This is a genomic window from Nonomuraea sp. NPDC048892, from assembly GCF_040649735.1.
Classification (GTDB): domain Bacteria; phylum Actinomycetota; class Actinomycetes; order Streptosporangiales; family Streptosporangiaceae; genus Nonomuraea; species Nonomuraea maheshkhaliensis.
In genome coordinates, this window is record NZ_JBEZFZ010000017.1 from 133183 (window position 1) to 151346 (window position 18164).

The 18164-nt window shown below is 70.0% G+C and carries 15 protein-coding genes; 10 read left to right on the forward strand and 5 right to left on the reverse strand.

The features are described from left to right. Window positions 1-421: 421 nt before the first annotated feature. The 3 genes from AB0C28_RS39550 to ettA all read left to right on the forward strand — a co-directional run bounded on the left by AB0C28_RS39550 (window position 422) and on the right by ettA (window position 5825). A complete protein-coding gene (locus AB0C28_RS39550) occupies window positions 422-1504 on the forward strand; it encodes a single-stranded DNA-binding protein (protein ID WP_358080472.1) in 1083 nt (360 codons plus the stop codon). 918 nt (window positions 1505-2422) lie between these two features. Further along, window positions 2423-3715 carry a GGDEF domain-containing protein gene (locus tag AB0C28_RS39555; RefSeq protein WP_357856162.1) on the forward strand — a complete coding sequence of 431 codons (1293 nt, stop codon included), beginning with the start codon at window positions 2423-2425 and terminating at the stop codon, window positions 3713-3715. A gap of 445 nt (window positions 3716-4160) precedes the next feature. Further along, a complete protein-coding gene (gene ettA, locus AB0C28_RS39560; protein ID WP_357856165.1) occupies window positions 4161-5825 on the forward strand; it encodes an energy-dependent translational throttle protein EttA in 1665 nt (554 codons plus the stop codon). Between the two features lie 502 nt (window positions 5826-6327). On the opposite strand, the gene AB0C28_RS39565 is transcribed toward ettA, so the two are convergent. Continuing rightward, window positions 6328-7647 carry an MFS transporter gene (locus AB0C28_RS39565; RefSeq protein WP_357856168.1) on the reverse strand — a complete coding sequence of 440 codons (1320 nt, stop codon included), beginning with the start codon at window positions 7645-7647 and terminating at the stop codon, window positions 6328-6330. Between the two features lie 137 nt (window positions 7648-7784). Here AB0C28_RS39565 and AB0C28_RS39570 point away from each other — a divergent pair, with 137 nt between their 5' ends. The 6 genes from AB0C28_RS39570 (at window position 7785) to AB0C28_RS39595 (ending at window position 12263) form a co-directional block, all read left to right on the forward strand. Continuing rightward, complete coding sequence (locus AB0C28_RS39570) at window positions 7785-8312, forward strand: VOC family protein (RefSeq protein WP_358080474.1); 528 nt, start codon at window positions 7785-7787, stop codon at window positions 8310-8312. 56 nt (window positions 8313-8368) lie between these two features. Beyond that, window positions 8369-8776 (forward strand): Zn-ribbon domain-containing OB-fold protein, encoded by a 408-nt coding sequence (locus AB0C28_RS39575; RefSeq protein ID WP_357856174.1) that lies wholly within the window; start codon window positions 8369-8371, stop codon window positions 8774-8776. Then, window positions 8773-9900 carry a thiolase gene (locus tag AB0C28_RS39580; RefSeq protein ID WP_357856177.1) on the forward strand — a complete coding sequence of 376 codons (1128 nt, stop codon included), beginning with the start codon at window positions 8773-8775 and terminating at the stop codon, window positions 9898-9900. Before AB0C28_RS39575 ends, AB0C28_RS39580 begins: the two co-directional genes overlap by 4 nt. Before the next feature lie 62 nt (window positions 9901-9962). After that, window positions 9963-10214, forward strand: a complete 252-nt coding sequence (locus AB0C28_RS39585) for an SCO4226 family nickel-binding protein (RefSeq protein WP_357856180.1) — start codon at window positions 9963-9965, stop codon at window positions 10212-10214. A gap of 205 nt (window positions 10215-10419) precedes the next feature. Then, window positions 10420-11052 carry a response regulator transcription factor gene (locus AB0C28_RS39590; protein WP_358080476.1) on the forward strand — a complete coding sequence of 211 codons (633 nt, stop codon included), beginning with the start codon at window positions 10420-10422 and terminating at the stop codon, window positions 11050-11052. Window positions 11053-11099: 47 nt separating this feature from the next. Beyond that, window positions 11100-12263: an ATP-binding protein gene (locus AB0C28_RS39595; protein ID WP_358080478.1), complete on the forward strand. Its 1164-nt coding sequence runs from the start codon at window positions 11100-11102 to the stop codon at window positions 12261-12263. A 56-nt stretch (window positions 12264-12319) separates the two neighbouring features. Here AB0C28_RS39595 and AB0C28_RS39600 read toward each other — a convergent pair whose 3' ends face one another. Both AB0C28_RS39600 and AB0C28_RS39605 read right to left on the reverse strand, forming a co-directional pair. Next, complete coding sequence (locus AB0C28_RS39600; RefSeq protein ID WP_358080480.1) at window positions 12320-14404, reverse strand: acetate--CoA ligase family protein; 2085 nt, start codon at window positions 14402-14404, stop codon at window positions 12320-12322. Between the two features lie 5 nt (window positions 14405-14409). Continuing rightward, window positions 14410-15564, reverse strand: coding sequence for an acyl-CoA dehydrogenase family protein (locus AB0C28_RS39605; protein ID WP_346108129.1), 1155 nt, complete (start codon window positions 15562-15564; stop codon window positions 14410-14412). A 109-nt stretch (window positions 15565-15673) separates the two neighbouring features. Here AB0C28_RS39605 and AB0C28_RS39610 point away from each other — a divergent pair, with 109 nt between their 5' ends. After that, on the forward strand, window positions 15674-16285 hold the full coding sequence (locus AB0C28_RS39610) for a TetR/AcrR family transcriptional regulator (RefSeq protein ID WP_346108130.1): 612 nt from the start codon (window positions 15674-15676) through the stop codon (window positions 16283-16285). A gap of 103 nt (window positions 16286-16388) precedes the next feature. Here the strand turns inward: AB0C28_RS39610 and AB0C28_RS39615 are convergent, their stop codons facing one another. Both AB0C28_RS39615 and AB0C28_RS39620 read right to left on the reverse strand, forming a co-directional pair. Further along, entirely contained in the window at window positions 16389-17207 is an 819-nt protein-coding gene (locus tag AB0C28_RS39615) for a MaoC/PaaZ C-terminal domain-containing protein (protein ID WP_357856194.1), read from the reverse strand. Window position 17208: 1 nt separating this feature from the next. Continuing rightward, window positions 17209-18129, reverse strand: coding sequence for an SDR family oxidoreductase (locus tag AB0C28_RS39620; RefSeq protein ID WP_357856197.1), 921 nt, complete (start codon window positions 18127-18129; stop codon window positions 17209-17211). Window positions 18130-18164: the final 35 nt, after the last annotated feature.

The window sequence follows — 18164 nt, forward strand, 5'->3', positions numbered from 1 at the left end:
ATGTGGCGCGAGTCGACGTAGCGCGAGACGAACGATGATGGCGGGCTCCCTCGGGGCCCGCCATTCTCATGCCAAACACCTCCCAGGAACCCGGGGAGGTGTTTGGCGAGTCACACGGCCTCAGCCCTTGCCCTGACCAGGGCCATACAGCCGCACTCGCCCGCGAAACCCCCGCTCACCCGCCCCAGACTGCCAAAGCCGCAGACCGCCAAGGGTCGCAGACGGCCAAAGCCCGAGACCACCAAGCCGCAGCCGACGCGGTCATCCACAGCCCCAACCCTCCCAAGCCCTTCATCCACAGCCCCAACCTCCCCCAACCCCTTCATCCACAGAACCCCGTTCGGCACCCCCTCCCCCCACCCGCACACGGCACCGTGTTCCCAGATCGCGGGCAGCCGGCCCGCCGCACTGGGAGGCATAGATGAACGACATCTACATCACACTCACCGGCAACGTCGCGGCAGAGCCGAGGCAGTACAGCTTCGACGAAGGCACCAAGGTCACCTCGCTGAAAGTCCTCACCTCACACCGCTACTTCGACAGGAAGACAGGCCAATGGACCGACGGCGACAAGGTCTGCTTCACGGTCCGCTGCTGGCGTGCCCTGGGAGACAACGTCGCGGCGTCGGTGCGTTCCGGCCATCCCGTGGTGGTGTCCGGCAGGCTGCGCATCCGCGAGTTCGGCACTGACGGAGACCGCCGCTTCATGCCCGAGATCGAGGCCAGCTCGGTGGGCCACGACCTGCGGTGGGGCACCGGCGTCTTCACCAAGCCCGAGCGCGGCGGCACCGCCCTGGTGAGCAGGGAGATGCGCGAGCGACTGGACGAGGAAACCCGCGACTGGGCGATGGGCACCCGCCAGCAGCGCCCCCTCAACCGCCCCGAGTTCCGCGAGGACAACGAGCAATCCTCCACCTACGGTTCCGACCACCACCCCGCCAGGCACTCGTCCCCGGAAGCCAACGACGCACGCCTGCCGGCCTCTGACGGCGCTGGCGCACGCCCGCCGGTCCCGGATGGCGGCGACGTACAGATGTTGGCCCCGGAGGGTGCCGACGCGCGGACTCTGGGCTCGGCCGATGGCAGCGTACGCCCGCTGGTCCCGCACGACGAGACCACGCGAATGCGGGCGCCCTTCGACGCGACGGCGGAAGGGGCAGGTTCAAACCACCTGACGACTCACCCCCAGAGCCCGGCCGACGGAGCCGTCCACCCGCTGGACCCCGACGATGGCGCCGCACACCTCCCGGGCTGGGCTGACGGAACTCCCCACAGGCCGACTCTGGGCACCGCCGCCGCACCCGCGCCGACTTCGGTGGGCAAGACCCCACGCACACGGCGGACGAGCAGCGACACCGCACGCACGCCGAAGTCCGGGAACGACGCCACCGTCCGCGTTCTGAACGGCACGGAGGTCGACGACGCAAACGGCCGCGCTGACGAAGGCCGCGCAGCCGGGGGCGGAAAGGCACAACCGAAGGCAAGGGAACGAGCGGCGGCGTAGAGCGGACCAGCACAGGAGGAGTGAGAGTGTGGGGGCACCGGCCACCACGGTTCCCCCACACCCTCACCAGCCAGCCCCACCCCCTGACCGCGCCACTGGCCCTGTAAGACCGTCGCAACGTCGGCTCGGCGTGGAGCCGCCGCAAGTCCGCCGCAAGTCCGCCGCGCCGATGGCGCCGCCCAGCCTCCGAAAAGGACCGCAGCGCTGTCTGCTCGAAGACCACCGGAAGCCGGTAAGGACGGCGGAGGTCGGAGTCAAGGCTGAGGCGTTCACCCGGTTCGTGAGCTCGGCGATAGGCGAACGGACGAAAGGACGCTGGACCGGAGGCAAGAATGCGCTGACCCAGAAGGGTGCGCGGAAGGGGAGTGTGGCGCCGCTCACCGAGGGCGGGGGATGCGCGGAGGGGAGAACGGCGCCCGTTACCGAAACCGGGAGCAAGAACGGAGCCGGTCACCGAAACGGGAGCGGTGAACGGGGAGCGAGAACGGCGCTGGTCACCGAGATCGAGACCGAGACCGAGGCGGCGAGCGGTGAGGGAAGAGTGCCGATCGCCCATGCCGGGGGCGGTCACTGAGGGAGAGAGGCACGAGCAGGGCCGGGCCGTGTGCTGGCCGGCGTATGGCGTGAGTGCGAGGGCGTGGGAGAGGCGGAATGGAGGGGGAGGGGGCACCGGCCGGGTCCTGAAGACACCCCGATGAGCGACCGATGGTGAGTTGCCCGCCTCAGGCGGCTAGAGCATCTGTCATGTCCAGGTCACGCCCCGCACCATGGGCTGCTCCTTTCCCGAACGGCTCTGCATCACGGGCCCGTTCGTGGAGTGAACGGGCGTTGTGGTCATTGCCAACGTATCGGTTCCCATCGCGCAACGCACACTCCGCAATTATTGTGTTACACATCGTTAGTCAGGGAGGAGACGAGATGGCGGTGACCAGTCACGTCCCGATCAAGTCACGCGACGGTGTGTCAACACTGGCCGACCGCTGGCCATTGCTAGGGCAACGTCGCCCGCTCGTGGTCTACCTGTGCGCGATCGTCGCACTTGACGTGGCCGCGATCATCGTGTTCGCGACGTCCACCGTCTTCGAATGGCGCGACCTGCTCATGTTCGGCGCTCTCATGGGATGCGGCGCCGTGTGCATCGAAGCGACCAGGCGCCTGGGCATGCCCGCCGGCGTGTCCCGCGACCTGCTGTCCGCCTGGTGGTTGCCGGTCGCGTTGCTCCTGCCTCCGGTCTACGCCCTGTTCGCGCCGATCGTGCTGCAGGTCCTGCTTCAGGTACGGGTGCGGGCGACGGTGCTCTACCGACGGGTGTTCAGCTCGGCCGCCATCGGGTTGGCCGGATGCACGGCCTCCGTCGTGTTCCACCGGTTCGTGAGCGATCCGTGGGTGCTGTCGCAGGGCAGCGGCCCGCCGATCCTGATCGCCGTGGCGTCCGCCGTACTGTTCTCCCTGCTCAACGCCGCGCTCATCGCCATCGCCGCCCACACAGCCGACCCCGACACCACGTGGCGCGAGGTCCTGTGGGACCGGGAGAGCCTGCTGCTGGACATCGTCGAGCTGTGCCTGGGCGTGACCGTGTCCGTCGGCTGCGGTCTCAACCTGGCCCTGCTGCTCCTCGCGCTGCCGCCCGTGGTGCTGCTCCAGCGCAGCCTCCTCCATGCGCAGTTGCAGGCGGCGGCCCGTACGGACGCCAAGACCGGCCTGCTGAACGCCGCCGCGTGGCAGCGGGAGGCCGACACCGAGATCGTCCGAGCCCGTCGCACCGGCGACACCCTGGCGCTTCTGATCATCGACATCGATCACTTCAAACGGGTCAACGACGCTCACGGCCATCTGGCCGGCGATCAGGTGCTGGTGGGGGTGGCGTCGACGCTGCGCAGCCAACTCCGCGAGTACGACGTGGTGGGCCGGTTCGGGGGTGAGGAGTTCGTGGTCCTGCTGCCGGGCGCCGACATCGACGAGGCCCGCCGGGTGGCCGAGCGCCTGCGCGTGCGCATCGGTCACATGGCTGTGCCCGTTGACGCCACCTTGATCAGAGTGACGATCTCGATCGGGGTGGCGTTGATGAGCGTTCACGGCGACGACCTGATCGACCTGCTGGCGGCGGCCGACCTGGCGCTCTACCGGGCGAAGGAGTTGGGCCGAGACCGCGTCTGCATCCCCGCGGTCCAGCCCCCGCCCCCAGCCCTCCCGAACGACCCGGCCGCCTGATGGACACTTCGGCACTTCGGCACTTCGGCACATCGGCACGTCGGTCAGCGCATCAGCGCATCGGTACATCGGTACATCGGTACCTTCGTCCAAGGTTCTGCTCCTGTTGGCTCATTCCGTTCCACCTGGCGCGATCTTGTAGTCCTCTGCCTCCGGCTCCGACTGGCGCGGTCTCGTAGTCCTCTGCCTCCGGCTTCGACCGGCGCGGTCTCGTAGTTCCTTGCCTCCAGCGCCGATTGCCTCGCCCTTTTGGGGCTGATTGCGCGCCTCGCACACCAACCACCACGACTTCGCATCGCCCTGGTCGCGCCCGGTTCTGCGCGGGAGCGGGGGTGGTGGGGACGGCGGTGGTCGTGGGGATGGTGAGGGGTGGGCAAAGCCGGTTCCAAGCCATACTCCGGTGGAGCGTCGGAAGCCTGGCCTGGGAGCCCCTAAGCTAGAGGACATGCCGGAGTACATCTACACGCTGCAGCGCGTGCGCAAGGCGCACGGCGACAAGGTTGTCCTTGACGACGTCACGCTGTCGTTCCTGCCCGGAGCCAAGATCGGTGTTCTAGGGCCGAACGGCACGGGGAAGTCGACGCTGCTCCGGATGATGGCCGGCCTGGAGCAGCCGTCCAACGGTGAGGCGAAGCTCATGCCGGGCTTCACGGTCGGCATGCTCCAGCAGGAGCCGCCGCTCAACGAGGAGAAGACGGTCCTCGGCAACGTGCAGGAAGGCGTCGCCGAGACCATGGCGATGCTCCAGCGCTACAACGACATCGCCGAGCAGATGGCCACCGACTACAGCGACGAGCTGCTGGCGGAGATGGGCAAGCTGCAGGACCAGCTGGAGCACCGCAACGCCTGGGATCTCGACAGCCAGCTCGAACAGGCGATGGACGCGCTGCGCTGCCCGCCGCCCGACGCCGACGTGACCACGCTGTCCGGTGGTGAGCGCCGCCGGGTCGCGCTGTGCAAGCTGCTGCTGGAGGCGCCCGACCTGCTGCTGCTCGACGAGCCCACCAACCACCTCGACGCCGAGAGCGTGCAGTGGCTGGAGCAGCACCTGGAGAAGTACGCAGGCACGGTGCTGGCCGTCACCCACGACCGCTACTTCCTCGACAACGTCGCCGGCTGGATCCTGGAGCTCGACCGGGGCCGCGCCTACGCGTACGAGGGCAACTACTCCACCTATCTTGACGCCAAGACGCAGCGGCTCAGGGTGGAGGGGCAGAAGGATGTCAAGCGGAAGAAGCGCCTCGAGGACGAGCTGGAGTGGGTGCGCTCCAACCCGAAGGCCCGCCAGACCAAGAGCAAGGCCCGGCTCCAGCGGTACGAGGAGATGGCGGCCGAGGCCGACAAGCACCGCAAGCTCGACTTCGACGAGATCCAGATCCCGCCGGGTCCGCGCCTGGGCACCACGGTGATCAAGACCGAGAAGCTGACCAAGGGGTTCGACGACCGGCTGCTCATGGAGGGGCTGACGTTCGACCTGCCGCGTAACGGCATCGTCGGCATCATCGGCCCCAACGGCGTCGGCAAGACCACGCTGTTCCGCATGATCACCGGTAGTGAGACGCCCGACGCCGGCTCGGTCATCGTGGGCGACACGGTCAAGATCTCCTACGCCGACCAGAGCCGTGGCGGCATCGACCCCGCCAAGAACGTCTGGGAGGTCGTCTCCGACGGGCTCGACCACATCAAGGTCGGCAACGTGGAGATGCCGTCGCGGGCGTACATCGCGGCCTTCGGGTTCAAGGGCCCCGACCAGCAGAAGAAGGCCGGCGTGCTCTCGGGCGGCGAGCGCAACCGGCTCAACCTGGCGCTCACCCTCAAGCAGGGCGGCAACGTGCTGCTGCTCGACGAGCCCACCAACGACCTCGACACCGAGACGCTGTCGTCCCTGGAGAACGCGCTGCTCGACTTCCCAGGCTGCGCCGTGATCACCTCGCACGACCGGTGGTTCCTCGACCGCATCGCCACCCACATCCTGGCGTGGGAAGAGGGGTCGAACTGGTTCTGGTTCGAGGGGAACTTCGCCGACTACGAGAAGAACAAGATCGAGCGCCTGGGCGCCGACGCGGCCCGCCCGCACCGGGTGACCTACCGCAAACTGCACCGCGACTGATCGGCCGGGACCGGGCGGCCCTGATCGATTGATCGGTCGGTCACCTGGTCGTTCGGACGGCCATCGGGCGAACTCCGCAGCTCGGTCGATTCAGCAGAGACGCTGGATCGGCCGAGCTGAGTGCTGTCGGGGATCGGTCGGTCGGGTGGTGCAGGGTTCAGTCGGTTGAGCGGTAGAGAGGCTCGCTGGGCTGGGCACGGAGGGCTGCTCGGGCGCATGGATGGTGAGGGATGGCCGGTCGGCTGCGGCGGCGAAGGCTGTTGGGTCCGTGGATGGTGAAGGTGACCCGGTTGGCTGGGCGGGAACGACGGTGTGCCCGGCTCGGCGGTGAAGGCCGGTTGATGAATCCGGCTCGGTCGCTCTGGTGGTGGTGCGGATGAGCTGGCCCCGTGGCGGGGTGGCGGGGTAGCCCCGTGGTGGGCTGGTTTGGGCGGCCGAGTGCTTCGGCCGGGTGTACGGCAGTGGCTGTGGATGGTTGGGTCTGTCGGTGTCGGGGTGCTGGTCAGGCTTCGGCTTTGCCTACGGTGATCTTTGTGGTGGGGGTCGGGGACGGGCGGCGCCAGGGGCCGTTGAAGAGCAGGATCGCTGGGATGAACAGGACGAGGCAGCCCAGGGCCACGAACAGCCACGTCTGCCAGTTGGTCGCCTCCACCACGTGCGGAATGACCAGCAGCCCGATCACCGCGATGCCCTTGCTGAGGAAGCCGAACAACCCCCACGCCGTGCCTTGCAGGCGCGGGTCCGCGTCCTCGGCGTCCTCGGAGTAGTTGGCCATCCAGGGCGCGTACGCGATGCCGAGCGAGCCGCCGAGCAGCGCGCCGATCACCATCAGCGTGCCGGTGGAGACGCCTTCCTGACCGAGAGAAACGGCGAGGTAGGCGGTGACGAGGACGGCGGCGACGGTGCCGGCCAGGGAGAAGGGCTTGCGCAGCTGGGTGCGGTCGGAGAGCCGGCCCGTCACGATGAGCGTGATCAGGTTGAGGCTCCAGAACGCGGCCATGATCGTGGAGGCTTCGGCGCTGCTGATACCCAGCGCTCCGACCAGCATGGTCTGCCCGAACAGCGACAGCGTGATGTAGAGCACCAGCCACAGCGAGATCCCGACGACGTGCGCCCAGATGTTGGGCCGGCTGAACAGCGAACGCAGGCGCGGCGGCCGGCCGAGGTCCACGACCTGGGTGCCGGCTCGTTCGGTGTGCTGGATCCTGGCCCGCAGCTCGGGGGAGAGGTCGGCGATGTTCAGGGCGATGATCACGGAGATGACCAGGGAGAAGCAGCCCATGATGACGAACTGGGAGCGCCAGGAGTTGTCGAAGATGGGCAGGGTCCATCCGGCGACGGCGGCGGCCAGGAAGTTCGCGCCGACCGGGCCCCAGGTCCAGAAGCCGAACGCCTGCGCCCGGCCCATGCGCGGCGAGAAGTCGCGGATCAGCGGGGCGGTGCTGGCCATGGCCACCCCGTCCACGAACGCGAGGACGATCCGGGCGATCAGCAGGTCGCGTGGGCTGTGGACGAGGGTCATGCCGAAGCAGCAGATGGCGGTCAGCGCCATGAGCGGGATGAGCAGGCGCACCCGGCCGAGCCGGTCGGTGAGCCGGCCGCCCAGGATGGAGGCGATGGCGCCCGCCACGGCCGCCGTGCCGGAGACGGCGCCGTACGTGGCCAGCGACATGTCGAGGTCTTTGAGCAGCAGGGGAACGACGGGCGCGATCTGCCCTTCGTAGGAGCCGATGAGGATGGCCAGCACGGCCATCGTGAGGATCTTCATGCGGCGGGCGCCGGTCGGGTACTCGTCGAGCTCGCGGGCGTAGGACAGCCTCATGGCCAGCCTTTCTTGGTCGGGCCGAACCCCCCGTACTGTTCTAGAAGCTAGCTCTAGAATCCACTTCTGCGATGCTGCTCCTCACTTGCGGCGGCGTCAAGAGTGAGCGGCTAGAATGAAATTCTAGGATTCCCGAAGTGAGGAGCCCCCGCGTGGACCTGGAACTCGACGGCCTAGAGGTGTCCTTCGATCACACGGCCGTGGCTGCGCCCCGGATCACGGACCTGCTGCCCATTTACCGTGACCTGCTGGGCGGCCGCCATCTGGGCGGCGGTGGTGACAACCGGTTCGCCGGATTTCGCACCCTTCAGCTCACCTACGCCAACGGCAGCAAGGTCGAGCTCATGGAGCCGCTGGCCGGATCCACGTTCTTCGACAGCTTCTTCGAGCTCACCCGCGGCAGGGGAGGCGTCCACCACCTGAACTTCCACGTCAACGACCTGGACGCGGCGGTGGCCAGGCTGACGGCCCGCGGCTACCGCCTGCACGGGCTCAACCGGGCCGACGCGCGCTGGCGGGAGGTGTTCCTGCACCCCAAGGAGGCGCACGGCGTGCTGATCCAGCTCGCCCAGCCGGGCCCGCGTGAGCCGGGCGACATGCGGCCTTCGCTGGAGGACGTGCTGGCCGGGCGCGGCAGGAACGGCAACGGCATTCCGAGCTCTTGAGCCCTCCCCGAGCCTAGATCTAGAGTGTGATTCTAGAACTAGGATTGGGGAGGCCGATGAAGCCGGCACCGAAGCCCACACCCGAGACCCAGCCCTTCTGGGACGGCACGGCCGCGGGCGAGCTGCGCATCCAGCGCTGCCTGACATGTGAGCGGCACTACTTCTACCCCCGGCCCAACTGCCCCCGTTGCGGCGGCGACCAGGTCGAATGGGTCCGGGTCAGCGGGCGCGCGACCCTGTACTCCTACGTCATCAACCACCGCCCCGCGCCGGGCTTCGAGGACGAGGCCCCGTACGCGATCGCGGTCGTGGAGCTGGAGGAGGGCGTGCGCATGATGACGAACATCGTGGGCGTGCCGAACGTACCGGAGCAGCTGCCGCTGGACATGGAGCTGCGGGTGGTGTTCGAACGGCGCGGGGACGTCTGCGTGCCGCTCTTCGAGCCGGCGGGAGGCGCCGCATGACCATCGTGATCGCCGGCGCCGCCGAGACCGACGAGGTCGGCCGCCTCCCCGGCCACTCCACGACGCAACTGCACCTGGAGGCCGCCAGGAACGCGCTCGCGGACGCGGGGATGGGCATCCACGACATCGACGGCATCGCCACCGTCGGGACGCCGGGCCCGGTCCAGATCGCCCACGCTCTCGGCATCACCCCCGCCTGGCTGGACGGCACCGGTGTGGGCGGCTCGTCGTTCCTGTTCCACGTACGCCACGCGGCCGCCGCCGTCCGGGCCGGGCTGTGCCGGACCGTGCTGATCACCCACGGGGAGTCGGGCCGCTCGCGGGTCGGCGCCGGCCGCTTCGGGATGGGGCCGGACTCGCTGCTGGGGCAGTTCGAGCTGCCGTACGGGGTGGTCGGGCCGCCCACGTCGTTCACGATCACGGCGCTGCGCTACATGAAGGAGACCGGTCTCACGCACGAGCAGCTGGCCGAGGTCGCGGTGGCGCAGCGGCGCTGGGCCCACCTCAATCCGCGGGCGATGTTCCGGGACCTCATCACGGTGGCGGACGTACTCGGCTCGCGCATGGTCGCCTACCCGTTCCACCTGCTGGAGTGCTGCCTGGTGACCGACGGCGGCGGCGCGCTGATCGTCACCACAGAGGAACGGGCCCGCCGCTCCCCGGTCTACCTGCTTGGCTCCGGCGAGTCCGCGGAGTCGCCGATCATCTCGCAGATGGAGGACTTCACCACCTCCAAGGGCTTCCGGCTCTCGGGGGAGGCGGCCTTCGCCGAGGCCAAGATCGGCCACGAGGACGTGGATCATCTCATGGTGTACGACGCCTTCGCCCACGTGCCGATCTACGGCTTGGAGGACCTCGGATTCGTCGGCAGGGGCGAGGCGGGCGCGTTCATCGCCGAGGGCCACACCTCGCCCGGCGGGCGCCTGCCGATGAACACGAACGGCGGCGGCCTGTCGTACACGCACACCGGGATGTACGGCATGTTCGCCATCCAGGAGGCGGTGCGGCAACTGCGCGGGGAGGCCGCGGCGCAGGTGCCGGACGTGGAGGTGAGCGTGGTTCTGGGCAACGGCGGCATGTTCGCCTCCGCCGCCACGCTGGTCCTGTCGAACCGCCTCCCCTGAGATGGCACGGGATGGAACGCCCTTACTCCTGGAGGGAAACTGGAGGTAGGAGGAGGTGCGTCATGCCGAAGTTCATGGACGTGCACAGCGGATTCGTCGGCGCGACCGAGGAGCAGCTGCGCGCGGCGCACGAGCGTGACCTGGCCATCGAGGCGGCTGAGGGGGTGCACTTCGAGCGCGCCTGGCTCGACCCGGACTCCGGGAAGGTGTTCTGCCTGTCGTCGGGGCCGTCGAAGGAGGCGGTGCTGCGCGTGCACGAGAAGGCGGGGCACCCGACTACGGAGATCTACGAGCTGCCGGTGGAGGTGGAGTAGCCGGATCCGGCTGGGGGCGATCGGCCGGATCGGTGGAGACCGGGTAGCCGGATCGACGACGATGGAGTAGCCGGATTCATGGGATGGGCGGCCTCTGGGCTGCCCATTCCTGCTTGTAGTACTTTTGTGGGACTTGTCGGTCCTGCATGCCCTTGCCCACCCTTCCGGCATGCCTCCGCGTTCAGAGCCCCCAGGGGAACACGACGTGATTCGCATCGCGGTGATCGACGACCACGAGCTCATCCGGCACGGCCTGGAGTACCTCCTGCACCGCTCCGACGACCTCAAGGTCGTGCTCCAGGGCGCGGATCTCGGCGACCTGCGCGGCTCGGACCTCGACCACGACGTGCTCGTCCTCGATCTGTACCTGGCCACCGACCGGCCCTGCGTGGCCGAGATCAAGGAGCTGTCGGCCGTCACGAGGGTCCTGATCGTCTCCGCCTCGGGACGGTCCGCCGACGTCCTGGCCGCCATCCGGGCCGGGGCGAACGGGTACGTCACCAAGGACGCGCCGGCCGAATTGGTCGTGGACGCCGTGCGCACGGTCGCCGCCGGCGGCTTCTACCTGTCGGCGGGCCTGGCGGACATCCTGCAGAACGAGCTGGAGGCCCCGGGTGGCGCCGGACCCGCGCCGCCGCGGCTGTCGGAGCGCGAGGAGCAGACGTTGTCGTACATCGCGCAGGGCTTCACCCACGCCCAGATCGCCCGCCGGCTGCAGATCAGCAAGGCGACCGTGGACACGTATGTGGAGCGGATCAGAAGCAAGCTGCAGGTCGGCAACAAGGCCCAGCTCACGAGGGCCGCCCTGGACCGCATCGAGCGCCGCGACCGACCATGACCAGCCCGTCAGCAGGCGAGCCGGGTAGGGCGGCTCGCGAGACGGGCATGGCGGCTGTTGAGCGTATGCGGGCTGTGGGGATGGTGGCGCTCCAGGTGGGTGCGGCGGTGCTCTGCGGGGCGCTGGAGGTGATCGAGGACGCCCGGTGGGTCGGTGTCGGGCCGCTTCCCGTGCTGTTGGCCGCCCTGACGCTGACCAGCCTGGCGATCTCCGTGCTGGCCGGGGTACGGCGCCGGCTCCCGTCCCGATGGCTGCTGGCCGTGGACTACGCGCTGGTGGCGGCGTTGTGTGTGGCGGTGCCGTGGTTCGCCCCCGTCGTCGCGGCCGCGTGGTGGCCGGGGACCGCGCTGCCGTACGTGCTGCTCGCGGCGGTCATGGTCGGGGTGTCCTTCCGGCCCTGGCCCGCGGTGGCGGCCTGGGTCGCGCTGCTGGGTGGCGCGTTCACGCTCGGCGCCGTCCTGGCGGGGGACGAGTGGTGGCATCCGCTGCCGCACCTGGCGGGCATGGCGGCCAACGCCGGAGTGTCCTGGTACGTGACCACGATCCTCGTCCACAACGCCAGGGACCTCGACCGGGCGCGGGCCGAGGAGGTGCTGCGTACCGCGCAGTTGTCGGAGGAACGCGAGCGCGCGAGGACCGCCCGCGTGCTGCACGACCGGATCCTGCAGACGCTGGAGGCCCTGGTCAGGGACGGGTGGATCGCCGACGCGCCGGTGCGGGCGCGGGTGGCGGAGGAGTCGCGGTGGCTGCGCGCGTACCTGCGGGGCGACGACGGCGATCCCGGCAGCGACGTGCTGGCCGCGCTGGAGACGGTGGTGCGGCAGGCGGTCGGCGGCGGGCTGCACGTGGAGTTCAACGCCGGCCGCCTGCGCGCCTCGCCGGACCGGGGCGGCATCTCACCGCAGATCGTGGACGCGCTGGCGGGCGCGCTGCGCGAGGCCCTGACGAACGTGGCCAAGCACGCGGGTGTACGACACGCGGTGGTATGGGCGGAGGCCAGGGCGGGCGTGGTGACGGTGAGCGTGCTCGACCACGGCACCGGCTTCGACCCGGACCGGCGCCCGCCGGGGCTCGGCATCTCCCGCTCGATCATCGACCGCGCCGCCTCGGTCGGCGGCACCGCCACGGTCGAGACGGCACCGGGAGAAGGCACCCATGTCACGGTACGGGTGCCGCTCCCAACGGCCGACCGACCCGCCACCGCCGACTGACCGGCTCCCGGATGGCGTGTCGAAGCTGGAGCGGCCTCGACGGCCGGCGGGCAGGCTCAGCGCCAGGTGATCAGGGCGTCCAGGGCCTCGATGTGGGATCCGTTCACCAGGAGTGGGTTGATTTCCAGGGACTCCAGCCCGTCGCCCAGCGATCCGGCGAACGCGGCGATCCGTGACACCATGTCGGCCACCGCGTCGAGGTCTGCGGGCCGGCCGCCCCTGACCCCGTCGAGCAGGGCCGTGCCGCGCAGCTCCGTCAGTGCCGCGCGTACCTCGGCGGCGTCCACCGGCAGCACCCGCAGCGCGGTGTCGCGCAGCACCTCCACCCAGATCCCGCCCAGCCCCACGGCCAGCGTCAGCCCCCAGGCGGGGTCCCGTACGACGCCCACCAGCAGTTCGACGCCGCCCCTGCGCTGCGGCTGGACGAGTACGCCGTCGAGCGAGGGCACGGCGGCGGCCACCTCCCGGTAAGCCTGCCGCACCTCCTCGCCGGAGCCCAGCCCGAGCCGGACCCCGCCCACGTCGCTCTTGTGGCCGAGCCCTTCCGCCGCCGCCTTGAGCACCACCGGGTAGCCGAACCGTTCGGCCGCCGTGACCGCCTCCGTCTCCTCGTGTACCAGCTCCGACGGCACCACCGGCAGCCCCGCCGAGGCCAGCAGCCCGGCGGCGCGGTGCTCGGCCCACACCCCCGTGGCACCGGACGGAACGGTCAAGGGGGCGGCGGGCGGAGCCGTAGGACGGGAGAGTGCTCTGGCCCGTAGTTCCGACCAGCGCACGGCCGCGCCGATGGCGTGCAGGCCGTGTTCGATCCCGCCCGCCACGTACGGGAACCCGGTCTCCCGCTGCACCTCCCGCCCGAACTCGGTGATGTCGGTCAGCACGTTGCTCACCACGACGACCGGCACAGGAGAGGCGGCGATGCGCCGGGCGCTGGCGGCGTACGTCGCCAGCACGGGAGCCGGGTCGGGCGGTGCGACCTTGGGCGGCTCCGACAGCAGCATGACCAGGTCGATGCCCGGATCCGCGGTCACCGCCTCCAGGGCCCGGCCGAGCAGGGTGCGGTCGATGAGGACGTAGCCGGTGACGTCGAGCGGGTTCTGCACGGCGCCGAAGGACGGGACGATCTCGGTCAGCCGCGCCACCGTCTCCGGCGCGAACGGCGGCAGCTCCAGCCCCTCGTCCTCGGCCCGGTCGGCGATGATCTCCGAGGCCCCGCCCGACGGCGTGACGACCCCGACGCGGCGCCCCGGCAGCGCCCCCGTGGACGCCAGCAGCCCCGCCGTGATGATGAGGTCCTCCAGCGAACGCACCCGGATCACGCCGAGCTGCCGCAGCACGGCGTCGATGACGTCGTCGTCCCCGACCAGGGCCCCTGTGTGCGCCTGGGCGGTGTCGGAGGCGAGCCGGCTGCGGCCGATCTTGAGCGCCACGATCGGCTTGCCCGCCTCCAGCGCCCGCCGCGCCACGCGGGCGAACGCGGCCGGGTTCCTGATGCTCTCCAGGAAGAGCGCGATGACCTTGGTGGCGGGATCGTCCACCAGGTAGTCGACGACATCGGTGACGGTGACGACGGACTCGTTGCCCATGGAGGTGAGCAGGCTGATGCCCACGTTGCGGGCCTGCGCGAACGACAGCACGGAGCTGGCCAGCGCCCCGCTCTGCAGCACCACGCCCACCCCGCCGCGCAGCAGCGGCTGGGCGATGGGCAGCCCGTACGGGGTCACGCCGGCTGCGGCGTTGATGTAGCCGTTGCCGTTGGGCCCGAGGATGGTCAGCCCGTGCTCGGCGGCGAAGCCGGCGACCTCGGCCTCCAGCCGCGCCCCCTCCTCGCCCGCCTCCCCGAACCCGGCGGTCAGGATCACGTAGCACCGGATGCCCAGCTTGGCCCCTTCCCGCAGCACGCCGAGCACGGCCGCGGTCGGCACCATCACGTACGCCAGATCCACCGGCTGCGCGATCTCCGTCAGGCTACGGCAGGCGGGCAGGCCGTGCACCACGCCGCCGCGCGGGTTGACCAGATGGACGGAGCCGGTGAAGCCGTGGGTGCGCAGGTTGGACAGCGTGCTGATCGACCAGCCGGACTTGTCGGTGGCGCCGACGAGGGCGATCGAGCGAGGGTTGAACAGTTCCCCGACCGACATCCCGTTCACTCCCCGATCAGGCCCAGCCGCGCGTGCCCCTTGATCAGGTTGCGGGCGATCGTACGCCGCTGGATCTCGTCGGTGCCCTCGAAGATGCGCAGCAGGCGCAGCTCGCGATACCACCGCTCGATCGGCAGCTCCTTGGTGTAGCCCATGCCGCCGTGGATCTGCAGCACCCGGTCCACGACCTGGTTGGCCATGACGGCGCCGTTGAGCTTGGCGATGGAGGAGGCGTGCCGGGCGTCCATGCCCTCGCGCACCCGCCAGGCCGCGTACAACGTCAGCCACTTCGCCGACTCGATCTCCACCTGGGAGTCGGCGATCATCCACTGGATGGCCTGGTAGTTGGAGATCGTCTGACCCATGGACTTGCGGATCTTGGCGTACTCGATGGCCATGCCCAGCATGCGCTCGGCCGCGCCGATGGCGCGCGCGGGGATCATGTAGCGGCCCTGGCCGATCCACTGCATGGCCAGCTCGAAGCCCTTGCCCAGCTCGCCGAGGATGTTCTCCTCCGGCACCCGGACGTCCTCGAACACGAGCGAGGCCGGGCCCCACTGGCCCATGGTCGGGATCGGGTCGGAGGTCCAGCCCATGTCGCGGTCGACCAGGAAGCAGGTGACGCCGTACGGCTCGGTCACGGCGAACACCATGACGAAGTCGGCCTCGCTGCCCCCGGTGATGAACGTCTTCTCGCCGTTGATGATCCACTCGCCGCCGTCGCGGGTGGCACGGGTGCGGATGTTGCGGGCGTCGGAGCCGGCGCCCGGCTCGGTGATGGCGAAGCAGGAACGGCGCTCGCCCTCGATCGTGGGGATCAGGTAGCGCTGTTTCTGCTCGTCGGTGCCGGCGTAGAGGATGTTGTCCGCGCTGCCGCCGAACGTGAACGGCACGAACGTACGCCCGGTCTCCATGGCGATGATGGCCGACATGATCGGGCCGAGCGCGGCGCCGCCGTACTCCTCGGGGGTGTTGATGCCCCAGAACCCGGACTTCCTGGCCTTGGCCCGCAGGTCGCGCAGCACGTCGGGCGCCAGCCCCGGGCGGCCCTCGCGCTCGTTGCGCAGCACCTCGGGCTCCAGCGGCATGACCTCCTTCTCGATGAAGGACCTGACCGTGTCGCGGATCTGTCGTTCCTCGGGGGTGAGCGAGAAGTCCACAACCGCCTCCTGGGGCACTTTCTAGAATCGTTCTCTAGGAAAGGTTCTAGCCGTCGTGAGGGGATGTCAAGAATCTGATTCTAGAATTCCTGGCGGTAAGATGACGGGCATGGCACGCAAGTCCTCGTGGGAGTGGAGCCGGACGGCCCAGACCCGCAAAAGCATGCTGCAGGCGGCTCGCGAGGTCTTCAGCGAGCACGGCTTCGCCGACTCCAACGTCTCCGAGGTGGTCGCCCGCGCAGGCTCCAGCGTCGGCAGCCTCTACCACCACTTCGGCGGCAAGACCGAGCTCTTCCTCGCCCTGTACGAGGACCACCAGGCCGCCCACGAGCAGGCGTCGGCCGCCAGCGTCGCCAAGGCGCGCAAGGAAGGCGTCTCCGACCCCGTCGAGCTGCTGATCGCGGGCGCGCGGGCCTACCTGGCGGGGGCGTGGGAGCGGCGCGACCTGGCTCGGCTCTTCATCGACGGCGACGGGCCGCCCGGCTTCGAGCTGATTCGTCGCACCAGGGGCAGGGAGTGGGTACGCCAGAACGCGGTCCTGCTGGGGGCCGGGGGCGACCCGCTCGACCGGTTTACCGTGGCCGTGCTGACCAGCATCATCGGCGAGGCCGCCCGCGAGGTCGCCACCTCCGACAGCGAGCAGGAGGCGCAGGAGGTCATCGAGGCGGCGGTGACGCTGATCCACCGCCTCGACCCCCTCAGATCACTCGACGAAAGCTGACCCAGCCGAAAGCCGGCCCAGCCGAAAGCCGGCCCAGCCGAAAGCCGGCCCAGCCGAAAGCCGGCCCAGCCGAAGGCCGGCCCAGCCGAAGGCCGGGTCAGGGTCAGGCGATCGTCGCTCGGCCTCGGTCGATCACCACGGTCCCGTCGTCCTTGGCGGTCCTGAACAGCACGTCCCCGCCGTCCGCCCAGATCGACACCGTGAGCGACTCACCAGGGAAGACCGGGCTGGAGAACCGCCCCGACATCGCCTTGAACCGCCCGGGATCCGACCCCGCCACCGCGTGCAGCAACGCCCGCCCCGTGACCCCGTACGTGCACAGACCATGCAGGATCGGCCGGTCGAACCCGGCCCGCGCGGCGAACTCGGGATCGCTGTGCAGCGGGTTGTAGTCGCCCGACAGGCGGTAGATCAGCGCCTGCTCAGGCAGGGTCGAGTAGGTCACCTTGTGATCGGGCGCCCGGTCCGGCGCGGCCCAGGTGTCCTTCGGCCCCCGGTCGCCGCCGAAGCCGCCCTCACCCCTGATGAACACCGAACTGCGCGAGGCGACGACCAGCTCACCCGTGTCCAGGTCGACCGCCCTGGCCTCCAGGGTCACCAGCGCACCCGAGCCCTTGTCGTAGATGCCGGTCACCTTCGAGGTGGTGCGCACGCCGCCGGCCGCCGGCAGCTCCCTGTGCAGCTCGAACGCCTGCTCGGCGTGGACCAGCATGGCCGGGTCGTAGTCGCCCAGCCGCCGCCCCAGGGCCTGCGCCACGAGCACGGCGAACGTGGGCAGCACCCGCTGGTTCTTCTCGGTGGTGAACGCCAGCTCGCCGGTGCCCGCTCCGACGCCGAGCGCGTACAGCATGGCGTCCTTCGCGGTCCAGGTGCGCTCGTGCGGCGGGCTCTCGACGCCGACGAGGGTGTGGTCGAGCGCCATGTCAGTCCTCCTGTCCGAGATGTTCGGGGTGTCCGGGGATGCTGCCGTTGGTCAGCGCGTTGGGCGCGGCCTTCTCGACCAGGGCCGGGATGACCGAGCCCAGCTCGGCCGGATCCCAGCGCGAGCCCTTGTCCACGCCGGGCCCCGCGTGCCAGCCCTCCGCCACGCTGATCACGCCCGCCCGTACGTTGAACACCCGCCCGGTGATCGCCCGCGCCTCCGCGCTGGACAGCCAGACGACCACCGGCGCGATGTCGTCGGGGTCGGCGGCGACGCTCGCGCCCTTCGGCATCAGGTTCTCCGTCATCCGGGTGAGCGCGGCGGGGGCGACCGCGTTGACGGTCACGCCGTAGCGCTCCAGCTCCCTGGCCGCGATCACCGTCAGGCCCGCGATGCCCGCTTTGGCCGCGCCGTAGTTGCCCTGTCCGGGGTTACCGTAGATGCCGGAGGACGAGGTGGTGTTGATGATCCGCGCATCCACCCGCTCGCCCGCCTTGGCCTTGGATCGCCAGTAGGCGGCGGCATGGCGCAGCGGCGCGAACGTGCCACGCAGATGCACCCTGATCACGGCGTCCCACTCGTCGGCGGTCATGTTGACGAGCATCCGGTCGCGCAGGATGCCCGCGTTGTTGACCAGCACGTCCAGGGTGCCGAAGTGGTCGATGGCGGAGCGCACCAGGCGTTCCGCGCCGTCGAAGTCGGAGACGTCCTCGCCGTTGACGATCGCTTCGCCGCCCATGGCCTCGATCTCCGCCACGACCTCGGCCGCGGCCCCCGAGGAGCCGGTGCCGTCGACCTCCGCGCCCAGGTCGTTGACCACCACCTTCGCGCCCTGTCTGGCGAACTCCAGCGCGTGACCTCGTCCGATGCCTCTGGCCGCACCCGTGACGATCACCACGCGGCCCTCGACGATCCCGCTCATCCGACACCTCGATCCTTGACCGGCTGACGATGCGA

Excerpts from the sequence above, each read along its gene's own strand:
- AB0C28_RS39550 (WP_358080472.1), top strand. The coding sequence starts at position 422 with ATGAACGACATCTACATCACACTCACCGGCAACGTCGCGGCAGAGCCG.
- AB0C28_RS39555 (WP_357856162.1), top strand. The coding sequence starts at position 2,423 with ATGGCGGTGACCAGTCACGTCCCGATCAAGTCACGCGACGGTGTGTCA.
- ettA (WP_357856165.1), top strand. The coding sequence starts at position 4,161 with ATGCCGGAGTACATCTACACGCTGCAGCGCGTGCGCAAGGCGCACGGC.
- AB0C28_RS39565 (WP_357856168.1), bottom strand. The coding sequence starts at position 7,647 with ATGAGGCTGTCCTACGCCCGCGAGCTCGACGAGTACCCGACCGGCGCC.
- AB0C28_RS39575 (WP_357856174.1), top strand. The coding sequence starts at position 8,369 with ATGAAGCCGGCACCGAAGCCCACACCCGAGACCCAGCCCTTCTGGGAC.
- AB0C28_RS39580 (WP_357856177.1), top strand. The coding sequence starts at position 8,773 with ATGACCATCGTGATCGCCGGCGCCGCCGAGACCGACGAGGTCGGCCGC.
- AB0C28_RS39585 (WP_357856180.1), top strand. The coding sequence starts at position 9,963 with ATGCCGAAGTTCATGGACGTGCACAGCGGATTCGTCGGCGCGACCGAG.
- AB0C28_RS39595 (WP_358080478.1), top strand. The coding sequence starts at position 11,100 with ATGGCGGCTGTTGAGCGTATGCGGGCTGTGGGGATGGTGGCGCTCCAG.
- AB0C28_RS39600 (WP_358080480.1), bottom strand. The coding sequence starts at position 14,404 with ATGTCGGTCGGGGAACTGTTCAACCCTCGCTCGATCGCCCTCGTCGGC.
- AB0C28_RS39610 (WP_346108130.1), top strand. The coding sequence starts at position 15,674 with ATGGCACGCAAGTCCTCGTGGGAGTGGAGCCGGACGGCCCAGACCCGC.
- AB0C28_RS39615 (WP_357856194.1), bottom strand. The coding sequence starts at position 17,207 with ATGGCGCTCGACCACACCCTCGTCGGCGTCGAGAGCCCGCCGCACGAG.
- AB0C28_RS39620 (WP_357856197.1), bottom strand. The coding sequence starts at position 18,129 with ATGAGCGGGATCGTCGAGGGCCGCGTGGTGATCGTCACGGGTGCGGCC.